Raw genomic sequence first — 16,923 nt, 5'->3', positions numbered from 1 at the left:
GCGGGCCGGGGCGGCGCCGCCGAGGGCGCGCGGCGCGTCGGATCCCGGGGCCGGCGGGCCGGAGTCCGCCGCCGCGTCGTGAGGCGGCGGGGCGGGCCGGGCCGGGTCGTCGCCTCCGGGCCGGGGGCCCGGGGGCGGCTGATCGTGGGGCGAGGGTGAGCGATCGTGACTGGTCATACACCCAGGAGACCACACGCCCGCCCGGGCCGCATCACCCTACGGGTCTATTGCGGCCCGGACGAGGGCCCGCCTCGTCCCGGAGGGCGGCCCGCCCTCGTCCCACGGGGTGAGGGGATCAGAAGAGGACGCGCATGAGCCGCCCGCGGGCCGCCGTGACCCGGGGATCCTCGGCGCCGACGACGTCGAACAGCTCCAGCAGGCGCTCCCGCACCCGGTTCTTGGCCTCGGGCGCGCTCCGGCCGATCAGCGCGATCAGCCGGTTCAGGCCGTCCTCGACGTGCCCGCCCGAGACGTCGAGGTCCGCGACGAGCAGCTGGGCCTCGACGTCGTCGGGCGCCTCGGCGGCGGCCGCCCGGGCCTGCCCCAGGTCGGCGTCGTGCACGCGCTCCAGCAGTCCCGTCCGGGCCAGGCCCACCGCGGCGTCGCGGTCCGCCGGCTGCTCGTTCAGGGCGCGGCGGTAGGCGTCCCGGGCGGCCGCGTAGTCGCCGGTGTCGAGGGCCGCGAGGGCCTCCTGGTGCAGCGGGGGCAGCGGCTTCTCCTCGGGCTCCCCCTCCCCCGCCCGCGCGACCGGCTCGAAGGTGTCCGTGAGCTGGGACTGCTGCGCGAGGTCCACGACCTGGGCCAGCAGGTCCTTGATCTGCTCCGCCGGGACGGGGGCGTTGTACATGGGCGCGGGCCGGCCGCCCAGGAGGGCCAGCACGCTGAGGGAGCTGGAGGCCTGGAAGGCCTGGGCGAGCTCGGGCACGGCGTCGATGTCCGCCGCGAGCAGCAGGATGCGGCCCGACAGCTCGTCGATCAGACCCTCGAGCTCCGAGACCGCCCGGGCGGCCGCGGCGTCGGACCCGCTGTACAGGGCGAGGACCAGGGGGCCTCGGGCGGAGAGCTGCGCGACCTCCTGGAACTCCTCCACGGTGGTGACCTCGCGGCGGTAGGAGGCCGCGCCGGGCGCGGTCCCGTCGGACGCGGTCCCGTCCGGTGCGGAGGTCCCGGCGCGCTGGGACAGGTCGGGCGCGGAGCGGACGGAGGCGGGCAGCTCCTCGGCCTGCTCGGGCGCGTGGGGGCGGGACTCGCCCAGGGGGTTCTCGGTCATCGGTCGTCACCTTTCCGTCGGCGGGCGCCCGGCGCGGGCGCCCTCGTCTCTCGTCCCCTCCATCCTGGCAGAGCGGGCCGGCCGCGCCCGCCCCGCGCGCGGCTTTTCTCCGACCGCTGACAGCGCGCCCCTCCCGCGCACCCGGCGCGTCCCGCGGGTCCGGCGCGCGGCCGTCCTCCGGAGGGGTAATCTCGGACACGACGGAACGGCACGAGAGGCGGAGGACGGCGGATGCGGCGAAGGACCCGGGAGGCGGCCTCCGACCTGCGCGACGCCCTGCGGAGGCTCGGCACGCGGCGTCGGGCTCCCGCCCCGCCGCGACGACCCCCGGGCGCAGCCCCGCCCGCGCTTCGACATCCCCGCCCCGCGGCCGGAGCCCGCCGAGGCGACCTCGGAGGTGCCCGACGTGCCCCCGGCCGCGGGCGGTGAGGCGCCGGGCCGGGCCTCCTCCGTCCCCGCGCGGCCCACCATCACCCAGCGCCCCATCTACACCGGCTTCATGGTCACCGTGGGCGTGGGCCTGGCGCTGCTCTTCTACTACGTGGCGGTCAACGTCGGGGCGCTGGGCGGCTGGATCACCGGGGCCATGTTCATCGCCCTGGGCCTCGACCCGCTCGTGCGCTGGATCGAGTCCCGCGGCCTGCCGCGCCCGGTCGGCGTCGGGGCGGTGCTGCTGCTGCTCGCGGGGCTGGCGACGCTGCTGGCCACGGTGGTGATCCCCAACATCGCCCGTCAGGCGCTGGAGTTCCTCAACAACTTCCCGGACACCTTCGACAGGTTCCTGCAGTCGGACATCATGGTCAGCCTGGACCAGCAGTTCGGCATCCGGGACCGCGTGGACGCCGAGGCGGAGAACTTCTTCTCCAACCTTTTCAGCGACTCCAACGTGGTGGGCAGCTTCCTCAACAGCCTGGTCAACGCCGGCTCGACCATCGCCCAGGTCATCACCGGAACCCTGATCGTGATGTTCCTGGCGCTGTACTTCCTCGCCTCGCTGCCCACGATCAAGGCCTGGGGCGTGCGGCTCGCGCCCACCTCCAAGCGGCCGCGCGTGGAGGAGCTGACGGAGAAGATCACCCGCTCGGTGGGCAACTACGTGATGGGCCAGGCCATCGTCGCGCTGCTCAACGCCACCGTCGCGTTCATCCTCATGAGCATCCTAGGCGTGCCGTTCGCCCTGCTGACCGCCTTCGTCGTCGCGCTGCTGGCCTTCGTCCCCCTGATCGGCGGCGTCGTGGCCGGCATCCTGGTCACATTCATCGCGCTGCTGCAGGGGTGGCAGACGGCGCTCGTCTACGCCGCCTGCTACTTCGCCTACCTGCAGGTCGAGGCGTACTTCGTCTCGCCGCGCATCATGAAGCGGGCCGTGGCCGTGCCGGCGGCGGTCGCCGTGATCGCGGTGGCGGGCGGCGGGGCCCTGTGGGGCGTGCTGGGGGCCATCGTGGCGATCCCCGTCGCGGCCTCGGGCCTGCTGCTGCTCCGGGAGATCCTCATCCCCCTGCAGGACCGCAGCTGAGCCGCTCCGGGCGGGCGCCCGACGTCGCTTGCCCGGGCCCGCGCCTCAGCGCGCCTGCCAGCACTTGAGGTGCCAGTGGCGGCGCTCCTCCACCGCCCGCCGGTCCCCGAACAGCCCGTCCGTCCGCCAGACCACCACGTGCGCGACCCCCGGGGGGATGCCGCGGCCGCAACCGGGGCAGGTGTAGACCTTCCGCGCCCCGGAGGCCGGGACGTGGCGCACGTGCCACTCCCCCGCGGCGTCGCGCTCGATGCGGGGCGCGGGGTCGAGGATGCGGGAGATGTCCCCGACCGGGCCCTGGCGCTGCCACTTGCTCGGGCCGGCCTTGCCGTGCCCCGACTGGGAGCTGCGGCCGGGTCGTCGGGATCGGGAGGGTGCCATGGGGCTCATTGTGGCACAGGGGTCGCCGGCGCTTGTACAGTGGAGCCCGTGCGTCTCGTGATAGCTGAATGCTCTGTCGACTACGTCGGCCGCCTCAAGGCCCACCTTCCGCGCGCCGTCAGGCTGCTCATGGTGAAGGCCGACGGCTCCGTCCTGGTCCATTCCGACGGCGGCTCCTACAAGCCGCTGAACTGGATGTCCCCGCCCGCCCGGCTCCACGTGGGCCCGTCCGAGGAGGAGGACCCCGACGTGGAGGAGGTCTGGACCGTGCAAGCGGCGAAGACCGACGACCGCCTCGTCGTGCGCGTCCACGCCAAGCACCACGACTCCGAGCACGAGCTCGGGGTCGACCCCGGCCTCATCAAGGACGGCGTCGAGGCGGATCTCCAGCGGCTGCTCGCGGAGCAGATGGACGTCCTGGGCCCCGGGTACAACCTGGTGCGCCGGGAGTACCCCACGGCCATCGGGCCGGTGGACCTGCTCGCGCGCGACGGGGCCGGGCACACGGTCGCCGTCGAGCTCAAGCGCCGCGGAGACATCGACGGCGTCGAGCAGCTGACCCGGTACCTGGAGCTGCTCAACCGGGACCCCCTGCTGGCTCCCGTGCGCGGGATCTTCGCCGCCCAGCAGATCAGGCCGCAGGCGCGGGTCCTGGCCGTCGACCGGGGCATCGACTGCGTCACGCTCGACTACGACGCGATGCGCGGCGTCGACGACTCGGCCGGCCGGCTCTTCTAGGGCCGCCTCCCGCGCGGACGCTGCCCTCCGCGCCAGCGGCCACCGAGGGGCGCCGCATCCGCTCGATGGATCGCTCCCCACGAGGGAGCCGCGCCCCCGGCGTCGGGCGCCCCGCCCCCGGATACGCGAAGGGCCCGGAACGTTCTCACGTTCCGGGCCCTTCCTCGTGGCGTCGGGATCAGATCTCGGCGGTCTTGGTCGCGATGGTCACGCGGTCGTTGGAGACGGTCAGGAACCCCTCCTGCAGCCGCGTGGACATGCGCTCACCCTCCACGGGATCGATCACGAGCTCGCCCTCCTCGGCCAGCAGCGCCATGGTCGGCACGTGACCGGGCAGGATGCCCATCTCGCCGTCGGCGGTGCGAGCGCGAACGTAGCTCGCCTGACCGCGCCAGACGACGCTCTCGCGGGAGACCACCTCTACGTTCAGAACGGCCATGACTAGTTACCGCCGCCCTGTTCCTTGAGCTCGGCCCACTTCTTCTCGACGTCGTCGAGCCCGCCGACGTTGAAGAACGCCTGCTCGGGGATGTGGTCCAGGTCGCCGTCGCAGATCGCGGTGAAGCCCTCGATGGTGTCCTTGATGGACACGGTCGAGCCCTCGACGCCGGTGAACTGCTTGGCGGTGTAGGTGTTCTGCGAGAGGAACTGCTCGATCCGGCGGGCGCGCGAGACGACCACCTTCTGCTCCTCGGAGAGCTCGTCGACGCCCAGGATCGCGATGATGTCCTGGAGCTCCTTGTTCTCCTGCAGGATCCCCTTGACCCGGGTGGCGGTGTCGTAGTGCGCCTGCCCGATGTACTGGGGGTCCAGGATGCGGGAGGTCGAGGACAGCGGGTCCACGGCCGGGTAGAGACCGCGCGAGGCGATGTCTCGGGACAGCTCGGTGGTCGCGTCCAGGTGGGCGAACGTCGTCGCCGGCGCCGGGTCGGTGTAGTCGTCCGCGGGGACGTAGATCGCCTGCATCGAGGTGATCGAGTGACCGCGGGTCGAGGTGATGCGCTCCTGCAGGAGGCCCATCTCGTCGGCCAGGTTGGGCTGGTAGCCCACGGCCGAGGGCATGCGGCCCAGCAGGGTCGAGACCTCGGAGCCCGCCTGGGTGAAGCGGAAGATGTTGTCGATGAACAGCAGCACGTCCTGATTCTGGACGTCGCGGAAGTACTCCGCCATCGTCAGCGCGGACAGCGCCACGCGCAGACGCGTTCCAGGCGGCTCGTCCATCTGGCCGAACACGAGGGCGGTGTCCTTGAGGACCCCCGCCTCCTCCATCTCGACCCAGAGGTCGTTGCCCTCGCGGGTGCGCTCGCCGACGCCGGCGAACACCGAGGTGCCGCCGAAGTTGCGGGCCACGCGGGTGATCATCTCCTGGATGAGCACCGTCTTGCCCACGCCCGCGCCGCCGAACAGGCCGATCTTGCCGCCCGAGATGTACGGGGTCAGCAGGTCGATGACCTTGATGCCGGTCTCCAGCATCTGGGTCGAGCCCTCGAGCTGCGCGAAGTTCGGCGCCTTGCGGTGGATCGGCCAGAACTCGCTGGCGTTGATCTCCGAGTCGTCGACGTCGAGCGAGTTGCCCAGGACGTTGAAGATGTGGCCCTTCACGGCGTCGCCCACGGGCACCGAGATCGAGGCGCCGGTGTCGACCACCGGGGTGCCGCGGACGAGCCCGTCGGTCTGCTGGAGGGAGATCGCGCGGACCAGGTTGTCACCGAGGTGCAGCGCGGTCTCGAAGGTGATCTTCTGCGTGCGGTTGCCGAGGGTCAGCTCGGCGGTCAGCGCGTTGTAGATGTCGGGGATCTGGTTCGCCGGGAACTCGACGTCGACCACAGGGCCGATGACGCGGGCGATCCGCCCGACGCCGCCCTGAGCCGGCGCGGAGGCCGAGTCGTTGATGGTGGCAGTCATTTTCGCTTACCTCTTGCTGGAAAGTGAATGTACAGGTGGGTTTAGGAGGCGAGGGAATCCGCGCCTGCGACGATCTCGCTGAGCTCCTGGGTGATCTCCGCCTGACGGGCGGTGTTCATCAGGCGGGTGTACTTCTTGACGAGCTCGTCCGCGTTGTCGCCGGCGGACTTCATGGCCCGCTGGCGGGAGGCCAGCTCGCTCGCGGCCGCCTGGAGCAGGCAGGCGTAGATGCGGGTCGCGACGTACCGGGGCAGCAGCGCGTCCAGCACGTCCTGGGCGCTGGGCTCGAACTCGAACAGCGCCTCGTTCTCGTAGTCCGCGGACTCCAGCTCGGCGCCGGGCACGATCTCCTCGCCCAGCTCGCGGGCCTCGACGACCTGCAGGGGAAGCATGCGGAGGATCTTCGGCTCCTGGGTGACCATCGAGAGGAACTCGGTGTAGACGACGTGCATGTCGTCCACCCCGCCCTGCTCGTAGGGAACCTCGAACCGCTCCAGCAGCGCGTCGCGGATGCTGGTGGCCGTCTCCACGTCCGGGTTGTCCGTGTTGCCGGTCCACAGCTGCGTGTAGGGCCGCTCGCGGAACTCGAAGTACTGCTGGGCCTTGCGGCCGACCAGGAAGAGCTCGACCTCGCGGCCCTCCCGGCGCAGGCGCTCGATCAGGCCTTCGGCCTTCTTGAGCACGTTGGCCGAGTAGGACCCGGCCAGGCCGCGGTCGCTGGTGACCACGAGGACCGCGGAGCGGCGGGACTCGCCGCCGCGGTTGATCAGCGGGTGGCTGATCGAGGTCTGCGAGGCCACGGCGGTGACCGCGCGGGTCAGCGCGTTGGCGTAGGGGCCGGCGGCGTTCGAGCGCTTGCGGGCGCGGTTGATGCGAGAGGTCGCGATCATCTCCATCGCCTTGAAGATCTTCTTCATCGACGACGTCGACCTGATCTTCTGGCGGTAGACCCTGATCTGGGCTCCCATAGAGCTTCCTTTCAGCCCGTCCGGTGCGCGGCCCCCGGGTGAGGGGGCCGCGCACCGTCAGGTCTTATCGCGTGACGATCTCTTCCTGGGCGACGTCGGCGGCCTCGACCGGGGCGTGCTCCTCGTTGCCGGGGCGCACCTCGCCGTCGCCGCTGGGCCGGAAGTCGCGCTTGACCTCGGCGACCGCCGACTTCAGCGCGTCCACCGTGGCGTCCTCGAGCTTGCCCGACGCCTCCAGGTCCGTGAGGACGCTGGTGTTGCGGCGCAGGTGGTCGATGAACTGCTGCTCGAAGTCCAGCACGTCCGAGACCTCGAGCTCGTCGAGGTGCCCGTTGGTCCCGGCCCAGATGGAGACCACCTGGTGCGCGACCGGGTACGGGGTGTACTGCGGCTGGCGCAGCAGCTCCGTGAGGCGCGCACCGCGGGTCAGCTGGCGGCGGGAGGTCTCGTCCAGGTCGGACGCGAACATCGCGAAGGCCTGCATCGAGCGGTACTGGGCCAGCTCGAGCTTCAGCGTGCCGGAGACCTTCTTCATGGACTTCTGCTGGGCGGCGCCGCCCACGCGGGAGACCGAGACGCCGACGTCCACGGCGGGACGCTGGTTGGCGTTGAAGAGGTCCGACTGCAGGAAGATCTGGCCGTCGGTGATGGAGATGACGTTGGTCGGGATGAACGCCGAGACGTCGTTCGCCTTGGTCTCGATGATCGGCAGGCCGGTCATCGAGCCCGCGCCCAGCTCGTCGGAGAGCTTGGCGCAGCGCTCCAGCAGGCGGGAGTGCAGGTAGAACACGTCGCCGGGGTACGCCTCGCGTCCCGGCGGACGACGCAGCAGCAGCGACACGGCGCGGTAGGCCTCGGCCTGCTTCGACAGGTCGTCGAAGATGATCAGGACGTGCTTGCCGCCGTACATCCAGTGCTGGCCGATGGCCGAGCCGGCGTAGGGCGCCAGGTACTTGAAGCCCGCGGCGTCGGACGCCGGGGAGGCCACGATGGTCGTGTACTCCAGGGCGCCGTTCTCCTCGAGGGTCTGACGCACCGAGGCGATGGTCGAGGCCTTCTGGCCGACAGCCACGTAGATGCAGCGGACCTGCTTGTTGACGTCGCCCGACTCCCAGTTCTCGCGCTGGTTCAGGATCGCGTCGATGCCGATCGCGGTCTTGCCGGTCTGGCGGTCGCCGATGATCAGCTGGCGCTGACCGCGGCCGATCGGGATCATGGCGTCGATGGCCTTCATCCCGGTCTGCAGCGGCTCGTGCACCGACTTGCGCATCGTCACGCCCGGAGCCTGGAGCTCCAGGGCGCGGCGGCCCTCGGACTCGATGGGGCCGAGGTCGTCGATGGGCTGACCCAGCGGGTCGACCACGCGGCCCATGAAGGCGTCGCCGACCGGGACGGACAGGACCTCACCGGTGCGGTGGACCTCCTGCCCCTCCTCGATGCCGGTGAAGTCACCCAGGATGATGACGCCGATGTCGCGGGTGTCCAGGCTCTGCGCGAGGCCGAGGGTGCCGTCCTCGAAGCGCAGCAGCTCGTTCGCCATGACCGAGGGCAGACCCTCGACCCGGGCGATGCCGTCGCCTGCCGTGCTGACGCGGCCGACCTCGACGCGCTGGGTGTCCCCCGGCTCGTACGAGGCCGCGAACTCGGTCAGCGCATTGCGGACATCGTCGGCGTTGATGGTCAAATCGGCCATCTTGTGTCCCTGCTCTCCTATGTTGTGGCCCCCGGTTGTCTGGGAGCCGGATGTTCGTGTGTGGGTGGATCGCACCGTGGATCCTCGCGGCCTCACGGGTGATCCAGCTGTATCTGACTGAATCGCCGTCGGTCGGGGCGTCCTTACGATGCGGTCATCGCGCGGCCGAGATCCGAGATCCGGGCCATGACCGACCCGTCGATCACGTCGTCGCCGACCTGCACCTTGATGCCCCCGATGATCTCGGGGTCCACGGTGAGGTCGAGGGCGAGGTCCTTGCCGTAGATGGACGAGAGGGCCCGCTGGAGGCGCTCCCGACGCTGGTCGTCGAGCGGGGCGCTCACCGTGACCTTGGCGATCGAGCGACGCTGGATGGCCACGAGGACCTCCGCGAAGCGCTCCGCCAGGGCCGCGGGCAGCGCACCGCGCGGGTGCTCCACCGCCTGGTTCACGAGCTCCCGACCCTCCGGGGTGCGGAGGGACACGACCTCGCCGGTCAGGCGCTTCTTGGCCTCGGCCGTGGCGCGCTGGTCCGTCAGGGCGTTCTGCAGCCGGGCGTCGGCCTCGACGACTCCCGCGAAGCGCAGGAGGTCCTCGAGGACCGCGGTGACGGCCTCGGCGCCGCCCCGGCGCTCGGCAGCGGCGGCGGCCGCGAGGACCGCCACGTGCTCGAGCGCGTCCGCCAGGTCGCGCTCCGCGGACCAGCGGGAGCCGGCCGCGAAGGTCACGAGCTCGCGCACGGACGGGTACACCTTGCCCTCGAGGACGCTGGCGGCGATTCCTCGCCGCTGCTCCGCCTCGCGGGAGGGGTCCGTCAGACCGCGCCGCAGCGCGCCGTTGCCGTCCAGCAGGTTCGCCACGGCGAACAGCTCGTTGCTCGTGGTGGTGCTGGCGTCGGCCGCGAACCGCTGTTCGAAGGCCTCGGCCAGCGCGAGCCGGGATTCAGTCGATACTCCTGCCATTACCTGCTAGCACCTGCATTTCGCTGCTGGGATGCCTCGAGGTCGGACAGGAAGCGGTCCACCACGCGCTGGGAGCGCTGGTCGTCGTCGAGGGACTCGCCGACGATCTTGCCCGCCAGGTCGGTCGCCAGGGCGCCGACCTCGGTGCGCAGGGAGACCAGGGCCGCCGAACGCTCGGCGTCGATGGTCTTCTGGGCGTTCTCAGTGATGCGCGCCGCCTCGGCGGTGGCGCGCTCCTTGAACTCGGCCAGGATCGACTCGCCCTCGCCCCGTGCGTCCTCGCGGATCTTCTGAGCCTCGAGGCGCGCGGACTCCAGCTGCTGCTTGTACTCGTCGCGAGCAGCAGCAGCCTCGGCCTGGGCCTTCTCGGCCTTCGCCAGACCACCCTCGATGGCCTCCTTGCGATCCTGATAGATCTTTTCGAAGGCCGGGGCGATGAACTTGACGACGAGGTAGAGCAGGATCAGGAACCCGAGGGCGGTGATCAGGATTTCCCAACCATCGGGAAGGAGCGGGCTGGCGCCCTCTTCCGCTGCCATCAGATGGGACATAAAGGAGATTCCTGTTCTCTAGTTCTGTCTAGGGAGAGTAGCCGAGAGGCTACTAGATGAAGGCGAGAACCAGACCCAGGATGGCGAGCGCCTCGACCACGGCGAAGCCGAGGAACAGCATGGGCTGCAGGACGCGCTGGGCCTCGGGCTGGCGAGCCACGGAGGTCATGTATGCGGCGAAGATGATGCCGACGCCGATACCGCCGCCGATGGCAGCGAGACCGTAACCAATGGCGGAGAGCGAACCGGAGATGTCCATGAAGGGTGTTTCCTTTCGTGTTGCCCCGGAGGGCGGTTGGTGCCTGACGGCGTGTCTGGGGTCGTGGGTCTCAGTGCCTGCGACGGCGCCAGACCCGTTCCAGGGGTGCCCCGGAAGACTAGTGGGCCTCAGCGACGGCGCCCTGGAGGTACACCGCGAAGAGGAGAGTGAAGACGTAGGCCTGGATGACCTGGATCAGCAGCTCGAGGAAGAAGAGGAAGATGCCGAAGATCCCGGAGAAGATCGAGACGCCATAGCCGATCCCGCCGAGGTCGGCGATCAGGAAGCCGGTGAGACTCGCGGCGACCATGATGGCCAGGTGCCCCGCGAACATCGTGGCGAACAGACGCAGCGCGTGGGTCACGGGCCGGACCACGAGGTTCGAGAAGAACTCGATCGGGATGAGGATGATGTAGAAGAACCACGGGACGCCCGAGGGCATCGTCATCGCTTTGAGGAAGCCGCCCAGGCCCTTGCGCTTGATCCCGACGCCGACCCAGAAGACGTAGGCGAAGGCGGCCAGGAAGTAGGCGGACCCGGCGTGCGAGAAGCTCGGCAGCTGCAGGAAGGGGATCGAGCCCCAGAGGTTGTTCACCAGGATGAAGTAGAAGCAGGTGAACAGCACGGGCACGAAGGGCTTGAACTCGTGGACGCCGATGAGGTCCTTGGCCAGCGAGTTGCGGATGAAGCCGTAGCCCATCTCGCCGGCGAACTGCAGCCGGCCCGGGACCATGGCCCGACGACGCGCGGCGACCATGAAGATCGCGGCCACCACCAGCACCGAGATGAGGACGAGGAGCATCTGCTTGCCGAAGGCGAAGCTGCCGATCTCGAAGAAGGGTGGGAGGTGCATGTCCTCGACCGTGGGCGGCGTGTAGGCCGCGACAACGAGCCCGGTTTCCAGCAAGGCAAGTCCTTTCCAAAGGATTGTAATGCGTCCGCGAGGCGGGCTGGGGCCCTGGCCTCGAACAGGATTGTTCAGTATCCGTGCGTGCGGGAAGACTCTTCCGAGATCCGGTTATTCGTCCCGCTGCCGCATGTGGAGATACACCAGGTAGAACCCGGCGAAGGCCCCTATGCCAGCGCCGAGCCACACGATCCATCGCGTTCCCAGCAAACGATCCACGCCATAGCCTACCAAACTCCAGAACCCCAGGCCGATCGCGATGTACACCAGTGTCATCACCGCTCCGGCCAGGCCCCCCTGGTTCACCAGGTCCCCCGCGCTGCGCAGGTCCCCGCTGGAGGGCTGTGACGCCTTGCGGGGTCGGCGAGGCCGGCGGGGGCGCTTGCCCTCCGGGCTGGGGTGCTGCGTGGCGGCCATGCGTCTAAGATCCCGTGGTCTCGGCGTCGGGTGGCGTGGGGCGATCCTCCGGGGCGCTGCCCTCGTCGGAAGGTCCGTCCCCTCCAAAATACAGGATGCGGAGGCGACTCACGGCCCAGACCTCGGTGACGAGCATCACGACGACGCCGCCCACGGCCCCCGCGACCAGCCAGCCCCGGCCGTCCTGCGCCGGAGCGGGCAGCATCATCAGCAGCACGACGCCGAGCGCGACCTTGACGACGTACCCGACCAGCAGCGCCGGCGCGGGGTCGGGCCGCCGCCCCAGCGCGGGGACGAGCACGAGCCCCCAGGAGATCAGCGCGGACCCGAGCACGACGCCGGCGCCCAGGGCGGCCGCCCAGGACCCGTGCGCGCCGCCCAGGACCCCGCCCAGGGCCGTGATCAGCGCCAGCCAGACGACCAGGTTCCCGCTCGAGGCCGCGCTGACGTCGCGCAGGGGCCGGGCGGACCGCCGCTCCCGGCGCAGCCAGAACGGCGCCCTCACGCGGCCGCCCCCTTCCGCGTCATCGCCCCGACCAGGCGGGGCGAGAGCAGGTAGAGCACCACGATGCACAGCACGAGCGCGCCCATCCCGGCCACGCCCCCGCTCTCGAACGGCAGGGACAGCACGGAGACCACCGTGACCGCCAGCGAGGCCAGCGTGACCACCGCCGCCGAGCCCAGGTGCCCCAGGCCGGCGTCGGTCAGCCGCTGGTACACGTGCTGCCGGTGCGGCCGGTACCAGGCCTCGCCGCGGTAGATGCGCTTGAGCAGCGTGAAGCCCGTGTCCGCCAGGTAGATGATGAGCGGGGAGAGCACGTACTCCACGTAGATGTCGGACAGGAAGGCCGCGACCGCGCAGCAGGCGATCGCCCCGCCCAGGAAGTAGGATCCGGTGTCCCCCAGGAACACCCTGCGGCCGCCCAGGTTCCACGGCAGGAAGGCGAGGTACGCCGCGCCGATCGCGGCCCCGCACGCCGTCAGCCACGGCATGTCCGTGACCCAGCCGGCGTAGGCGTAGGCGCCCCCGACCACGACGCCGTGGAGCCCGGAGATCCCGTTCAGCCCGTCCATGAAGTTCACGACGTTGATGTACGCCGCGATCGCGATGGCCCCCACGGGGATCCACCACAGCGCGGTGCCCAGGAAGAACGTCAGCAGCCCCGCGACCGCGAGGCCGATGAGGAGCTGGCACAGCGCGCGCCAGCGCACCGCGAGCCCGGAGTAGTCCTCGATCCAGCCGAGGGCCCCGGAGGCGAGCATGCCGAGCAGGACCGTGAGCAGGATCGAGCGGTCCACGGGGATCAGCGACAGCGCGAAGGCGGTCGCGACGGCGAGGACCGAGGCGGCCGCCGTCGCGAGCCCCATGCCGCGCACCGTGGGGACCGCGTGCGAGGACCGCTCCCCCGGCACGTCCACGACCCCCAGGCGGCGCAGCAGCGGCAGCACCGCCGCCGGCAGCGCCAGCCCCAGCACGAGAGCGACGGCGGCCGGCAGCGCGGCCGTCATCGGGTCCATCGCGGCGCTCACGCTGCACCCCCGCGGGCCTCGTCGGCGTCGGCGTCGGCCTCGGGGGGCGGGACGATCAGGGGCAGCTCTCGGGAGGGCGGCATGCCGCCCCGGGCCTTCCACTCGCGCCGGTCCAGGTGCTCGGGGTCCAGCTGGGGCGAGAGCGTGTGCGAGATCTGCGGGTGGCCGCGGTGGGTGCCGCGCTCCCCCTCCCCGATCAGGTCCTCGTGGATCTTCTCGCCGGGCCGCAGGCCGGTGATCTCGATCTCGACGTCGTGGCGCCCGCTCATCCGGATCAGGTGCTGGGCGATGTCGTAGATCCGCACCGGCTGCCCCATGTCCAGGATGAGCACCTCGCCGGGATCGCCGATGGCTCCGGCCTGGATTACCAGCTGGCACGCCTCGGGGATGGTCATGAAGTAGCGCGTGGCCTCGGGGTGCGTCACCGTCACCGGGCCGCCGCGGCGGATCTGCTCGGTGAACAGCGGCAGCATCGAGCCGCGCGAGCCGAAGACGTTGCCGAAGCGCACCGAGTTGTACCGGCCCGAGGCGTGGTGCCCCATCCACGCGGTCATCTTCTCGGCCATGCGCTTGGAGTGGCCGAGCACCGTGGTCGGGTTGGCGGCCTTGTCCGTGGAGATGTTGACGAAGACCTCGACGTCGACCTCGGCGGAGGCCCGCAGCACGTTGCGCGTGCCGAGGACGTTGGTCTTCCACGCCTCGTCGGGGTACTGCTCCAGCAGCGAGACGTGCTTGAGGGCGGCGGCGTGGAAGACGACCTGCGGCTTGCGGGTCGCGAAGACCTCGTGCATGGCCTCGGGGTCCCGGATGTCCGCCAGGACGGTGTCCGGGCCGTCCAGCAGGCCGCGGCCGGTGATTGAGAGCTGGGTCGCCTGCACGGCCGACTCGTCCCGGTCCAGCATGATGAGCTCGGAGGGGGCGAAGTGGTCGATCTGGCGGCACAGCTCGGAGCCGATCGACCCGCCGGCGCCCGTGATCAGCACCCGCTTGCCGGTGACGTACCGGGCGATGCCCTCGACGTTGATGTCCACGGCCCGCTGGCCCACGATGTCCTCGAGGCTGACGTCCCGCAGGTCCAGCGAGGAGCCCTGGGTGTTGCCGAAGAGGTCCTTGAGCGGCGGGGCCGTCAGGATCCGCACGTCCAGGCCCTCGAGCTCGGCGTTGATGCGCTCGACCAGGGCGGGGTCGACGTCGGCCATCGCGATGATGACGACGCTGGCGCCGTTGCGCCGCACGACCTGCCGCAGGGTCGAGATGTTCCCCGAGACGGGGACCGAGTTGATCCGCAGGTGCTTCTTGGCGGGGTCGTCGTCGACGAGCGCGACGGGCAGGTACGGGGACTGCTTGTCCTGCAGCATCTGCGCGATCAGGGTGTTGGCGAGGAAGCCGGCGCCGTAGATCACGGCGTGGGGCGCGTGCTCGCTCGGCTTGGACTTGGACTCGACGTACATGCGCTTGAGGTAGCGCGCGGCGGCCATGAACAGCAGCGCGAAGGGGAAGGCGATGAGCCCGATGGAGCGCGGCACCCGCAGGGTCACGCCCACGAACAGGAGCACGATCTGCACCAGCAGCGTGACCGTGACCGTGACCAGCAGCAGCGCCTTCGCCTCGTCGAAGCTGCCGAAGCTGTACCTGCCCCGGTAGAGGGCGAAGAGCCCGCCGATGGTCAGCTGGGCGGCGATCGCGACCAGGCAGACCGTGACCATGCCCGAGACGTGCACGAGGCCGAAGTCCATCTCGTAGCGCAGGAACAGGCTGAGGAGCAGCGCCACGACCCAGGAGCTGGAGTCGAGCAGCATCTGGGTCCAGAGCCAGGCGCGCGGGCGGGCGTATCCGTTGGCGGCCGCGGGGGCCGCGTGCGTGCGCCCGCTCATGCGCGGTCCTCCCCCGCCCCCGATGCGCGGCCCGGGCCCGGGGGCTCCGGGACGCCGGGTCCCGCGGCTCCGGCCCCGCGCGAGCCCACGAGACGGCGGTAGGCCTCGATCCGCCCCGCGGTCGGCACGAGGCGGTACAGCCCCCGCACGAGGACGTTGCGCGCCCAGCGGGGGCGGGAGACGAAGCCGGTCTCGCGCAGGTGCCGCTGGAGGCTCAGCTCGCGGCGCAGCGCGCCCAGGCCGCCGCGGCGGCGCCAGGCCCCGCTCCCGGCGCGGTAGATCACCAGCGGCTCGGCGATGTTGCCGATGCGGTGGCCCGCGCGCATCATGCGGATCCAGAGGTCGTAGTCCTCGGCGCCCGGGACCTCCTGGTAGCCCCCGACCTCGCGCACGGCGTCGGCGCGGAAGACCACGCTGGGGTGGCACAGGGGGTTCCGGCCGCGGGCGATGCTGCGGATCCGGGCCGGCTCGGTCTCGACGCGGCGCACGGCCTGGACGGTGCCCAGGTCCTCGCCCGCCTCGTACATCGCGGAGCCCAGGACGTCGAGGAAGCCGTCCGCGACCAGGGGGATCTGGCGGGCGAAGCGGGACGGGAGGGAGACGTCGTCGGCGTCGGCGCGGGCGACGATCGGCAGGGTGCAGCGCTCGAGGCCGGCGTTCAGGGCCGCGGGCAGGCCGCGGTGCTCGGGCAGGCGCAGGACGGTCAGCGGCAGGCCCCTCCCGGCCGCCTCGTCCTCGAGGGAGGCGATCTCGGCGTCGAGCTCGGGGCCGACGGGGCCGTCCAGGACCAGCACGGCCTCGGCCGGGGGCAGGGTCTGCTCCCACGTGCTCGAGGCCAGCGCCGCCCGGAGCTGCCCGGGGCGGTCGCGGGAGTAGACGGGCATCAGGAGGCTGAAGGCGGGGGGCTCGCCGGCGTCAGCGGCCGCACCGCCCGCGGGGACCTCGCCGGGCACGCCGTGGGCGGCGAGGTCGTAGGAGCCGGCCAGGACGACGTCGTTGGGCCGGGGAGGGCGCAGCGCGTCTCGCACGCCGCGCAGCAGGCAGTCCCGCAGCTGGGGCGTGAGGCCGTTGCGGCGCACGGTGCGCCACCAGAGCCGGGCCGTGGCCCCGCCGTAGAGCACCTTCTCCCACGGGGCCAGCGAGCGGCTGCGGGTGAAGACCCACAGCTTGTTGCGCACGTCGTAGTAGAAGCGGGGGCCGGGGGCCGCGTCGGTGGTGCCGAAGGTCTTGGTGTGGTGCGCGACGACCGAGCCGGGCACCTCGAGGGCGTCCGCGTGGCGCGCCAGCCGGGTCGAGTACTCGAAGTCGTCGTTCCAGATGAAGTAGTCGGCGTGCGGCAGGCCGGCCCGGCGCATCGCGGCGCCGTCCATCAGCAGGGACACGAAGGAGCCGCTGCGGACGCTCCGGGCGCCCACGGCCGCCGCCAGCCGCCGACGCCGGGACCCGGCGCCGATCCGCTCGATCATCGAGTTCATGGGGTGCTCGCGGCCGTCGCTCCAGACCACGCGGCTCGCGACGAAGGCGGGGCGATCGGCCGGGTCCGCGGCGTAGCCCTCCCACGCCGCGAGCGAGGCCTCGAGGGTCTGCTCGAGCGGCTCGGTGTCGTCGTCCATGACCCACACGAGGTCCGCCCCGTGGGCGTGCAGGGCGCGGTCGATCCCGGCGGTGAATCCGCCGGCGCCGCCCAGGTTCTCCCCCAGGCGCACGACGTCGAGCGGGAGCGGGTAGTCCAGGTCGCGGAGGAACGCGGCGGTGCCGTCCGTCGAGGCGTTGTCCACCAGCACCACGCGCTCCGGGACGGAGGAGCCGGAGGCGATGCCGCTCAGGGTCTTCTCGAGCAGGCCCAGCCGGTTGTAGGTCACCACGACGGCCACCACTCGGGGCCGCGGCTGCGCGCCGCGGTCACTGGCGCGGTTGGATCGCACGAATTCCTCTCCCATCACGTCGATGCG

The 16,923-nt window shown here is 71.3% G+C and carries 17 protein-coding genes; 2 read left to right on the top strand and 15 right to left on the bottom strand.

Annotated elements, in window-relative coordinates:
• Positions 1 to 295 precede the first annotated feature (295 nt).
• On the bottom strand, positions 296 to 1,270 hold the full coding sequence (locus tag NBM05_RS08105; RefSeq protein WP_254166425.1) for a co-chaperone YbbN: 975 nt from the start codon (positions 1,268 to 1,270) through the stop codon (positions 296 to 298).
• Positions 1,271 to 1,667: 397 nt separating this feature from the next.
• On the opposite strand from NBM05_RS08105, the gene NBM05_RS08100 reads away from it, so the two are divergent.
• Positions 1,668 to 2,786, top strand: a complete 1,119-nt coding sequence (locus tag NBM05_RS08100) for an AI-2E family transporter (protein ID WP_254166424.1) — start codon at positions 1,668 to 1,670, stop codon at positions 2,784 to 2,786.
• Between the two features lie 45 nt (positions 2,787 to 2,831).
• On the opposite strand, the gene NBM05_RS08095 is transcribed toward NBM05_RS08100, so the two are convergent.
• The gene (locus NBM05_RS08095; RefSeq protein WP_254166423.1) at positions 2,832 to 3,167 is read right to left on the bottom strand and encodes an Rv1322 family protein; all 336 of its coding nucleotides are present in this window, start codon (positions 3,165 to 3,167) and stop codon (positions 2,832 to 2,834) included.
• 48 nt (positions 3,168 to 3,215) lie between these two features.
• On the opposite strand from NBM05_RS08095, the gene nucS reads away from it, so the two are divergent.
• Positions 3,216 to 3,905, top strand: coding sequence for an endonuclease NucS (nucS, locus tag NBM05_RS08090; protein ID WP_254166421.1), 690 nt, complete (start codon positions 3,216 to 3,218; stop codon positions 3,903 to 3,905).
• A gap of 178 nt (positions 3,906 to 4,083) precedes the next feature.
• Here the strand turns inward: nucS and NBM05_RS08085 are convergent, their stop codons facing one another.
• From NBM05_RS08085 to NBM05_RS08025, 13 genes are all read right to left on the bottom strand, one after another.
• Positions 4,084 to 4,344, bottom strand: coding sequence for a F0F1 ATP synthase subunit epsilon (locus tag NBM05_RS08085; RefSeq protein ID WP_254166419.1), 261 nt, complete (start codon positions 4,342 to 4,344; stop codon positions 4,084 to 4,086).
• A 2-nt stretch (positions 4,345 to 4,346) separates the two neighbouring features.
• Complete coding sequence (atpD, locus tag NBM05_RS08080; protein ID WP_254166418.1) at positions 4,347 to 5,810, bottom strand: F0F1 ATP synthase subunit beta; 1,464 nt, start codon at positions 5,808 to 5,810, stop codon at positions 4,347 to 4,349.
• A 41-nt stretch (positions 5,811 to 5,851) separates the two neighbouring features.
• Complete coding sequence (locus tag NBM05_RS08075; RefSeq protein ID WP_254166417.1) at positions 5,852 to 6,778, bottom strand: F0F1 ATP synthase subunit gamma; 927 nt, start codon at positions 6,776 to 6,778, stop codon at positions 5,852 to 5,854.
• A 64-nt stretch (positions 6,779 to 6,842) separates the two neighbouring features.
• Entirely contained in the window at positions 6,843 to 8,471 is a 1,629-nt protein-coding gene (atpA, locus tag NBM05_RS08070; RefSeq protein ID WP_254166415.1) for a F0F1 ATP synthase subunit alpha, read from the bottom strand.
• Positions 8,472 to 8,614: 143 nt separating this feature from the next.
• Positions 8,615 to 9,433 carry a F0F1 ATP synthase subunit delta gene (locus tag NBM05_RS08065; protein WP_254166413.1) on the bottom strand — a complete coding sequence of 273 codons (819 nt, stop codon included), beginning with the start codon at positions 9,431 to 9,433 and terminating at the stop codon, positions 8,615 to 8,617.
• Entirely contained in the window at positions 9,433 to 9,972 is a 540-nt protein-coding gene (locus NBM05_RS08060; RefSeq protein ID WP_254166411.1) for a F0F1 ATP synthase subunit B, read from the bottom strand. Before NBM05_RS08060 ends, NBM05_RS08065 begins: the two co-directional genes overlap by 1 nt.
• Positions 9,973 to 10,036: 64 nt before the next feature.
• Positions 10,037 to 10,243, bottom strand: coding sequence for an ATP synthase F0 subunit C (gene atpE / locus NBM05_RS08055; RefSeq protein ID WP_254166409.1), 207 nt, complete (start codon positions 10,241 to 10,243; stop codon positions 10,037 to 10,039).
• 118 nt (positions 10,244 to 10,361) lie between these two features.
• Positions 10,362 to 11,150 (bottom strand): F0F1 ATP synthase subunit A, encoded by a 789-nt coding sequence (gene atpB / locus NBM05_RS08050; protein WP_254166407.1) that lies wholly within the window; start codon positions 11,148 to 11,150, stop codon positions 10,362 to 10,364.
• Positions 11,151 to 11,261: 111 nt separating this feature from the next.
• Positions 11,262 to 11,567 carry an AtpZ/AtpI family protein gene (locus NBM05_RS08045; protein ID WP_254166405.1) on the bottom strand — a complete coding sequence of 102 codons (306 nt, stop codon included), beginning with the start codon at positions 11,565 to 11,567 and terminating at the stop codon, positions 11,262 to 11,264.
• A gap of 4 nt (positions 11,568 to 11,571) precedes the next feature.
• The gene (locus tag NBM05_RS08040; RefSeq protein WP_254166403.1) at positions 11,572 to 12,072 is read right to left on the bottom strand and encodes a hypothetical protein; all 501 of its coding nucleotides are present in this window, start codon (positions 12,070 to 12,072) and stop codon (positions 11,572 to 11,574) included.
• The gene (locus NBM05_RS08035) at positions 12,069 to 13,097 is read right to left on the bottom strand and encodes an MraY family glycosyltransferase (protein ID WP_254166401.1); all 1,029 of its coding nucleotides are present in this window, start codon (positions 13,095 to 13,097) and stop codon (positions 12,069 to 12,071) included. The genes NBM05_RS08040 and NBM05_RS08035 overlap by 4 nt, the downstream gene beginning before the upstream one ends.
• Positions 13,094 to 14,971, bottom strand: coding sequence for a polysaccharide biosynthesis protein (locus tag NBM05_RS08030; protein ID WP_254166399.1), 1,878 nt, complete (start codon positions 14,969 to 14,971; stop codon positions 13,094 to 13,096). Before NBM05_RS08030 ends, NBM05_RS08035 begins: the two co-directional genes overlap by 4 nt.
• The gene (locus NBM05_RS08025; RefSeq protein ID WP_254166398.1) at positions 14,968 to 16,896 is read right to left on the bottom strand and encodes a glycosyltransferase family 2 protein; all 1,929 of its coding nucleotides are present in this window, start codon (positions 16,894 to 16,896) and stop codon (positions 14,968 to 14,970) included. Before NBM05_RS08025 ends, NBM05_RS08030 begins: the two co-directional genes overlap by 4 nt.
• Positions 16,897 to 16,923 lie beyond the last annotated feature (27 nt).

Source organism: Rothia santali, from assembly GCF_024199905.1.
Classification (GTDB): domain Bacteria; phylum Actinomycetota; class Actinomycetes; order Actinomycetales; family Micrococcaceae; genus Rothia; species Rothia santali.
The sequence above is the reverse complement of the archived record's forward strand: the minus strand, read 5'-3'. Positions and strand labels throughout refer to the sequence as shown.

Excerpts from the sequence above, each read along its gene's own strand:
- NBM05_RS08105 (WP_254166425.1), bottom strand. The coding sequence starts at position 1,270 with ATGACCGAGAACCCCCTGGGCGAGTCCCGCCCCCACGCGCCCGAGCAG.
- NBM05_RS08075 (WP_254166417.1), bottom strand. The coding sequence starts at position 6,778 with ATGGGAGCCCAGATCAGGGTCTACCGCCAGAAGATCAGGTCGACGTCG.
- NBM05_RS08095 (WP_254166423.1), bottom strand. The coding sequence starts at position 3,167 with ATGGCACCCTCCCGATCCCGACGACCCGGCCGCAGCTCCCAGTCGGGG.
- atpA (WP_254166415.1), bottom strand. The coding sequence starts at position 8,471 with ATGGCCGATTTGACCATCAACGCCGACGATGTCCGCAATGCGCTGACC.
- atpD (WP_254166418.1), bottom strand. The coding sequence starts at position 5,810 with ATGACTGCCACCATCAACGACTCGGCCTCCGCGCCGGCTCAGGGCGGC.
- NBM05_RS08065 (WP_254166413.1), bottom strand. The coding sequence starts at position 9,433 with ATGGCAGGAGTATCGACTGAATCCCGGCTCGCGCTGGCCGAGGCCTTC.
- NBM05_RS08030 (WP_254166399.1), bottom strand. The coding sequence starts at position 14,971 with ATGAGCGGGCGCACGCACGCGGCCCCCGCGGCCGCCAACGGATACGCC.
- atpE (WP_254166409.1), bottom strand. The coding sequence starts at position 10,243 with ATGGACATCTCCGGTTCGCTCTCCGCCATTGGTTACGGTCTCGCTGCC.
- NBM05_RS08045 (WP_254166405.1), bottom strand. The coding sequence starts at position 11,567 with ATGGCCGCCACGCAGCACCCCAGCCCGGAGGGCAAGCGCCCCCGCCGG.
- NBM05_RS08085 (WP_254166419.1), bottom strand. The coding sequence starts at position 4,344 with ATGGCCGTTCTGAACGTAGAGGTGGTCTCCCGCGAGAGCGTCGTCTGG.
- NBM05_RS08060 (WP_254166411.1), bottom strand. The coding sequence starts at position 9,972 with ATGGCAGCGGAAGAGGGCGCCAGCCCGCTCCTTCCCGATGGTTGGGAA.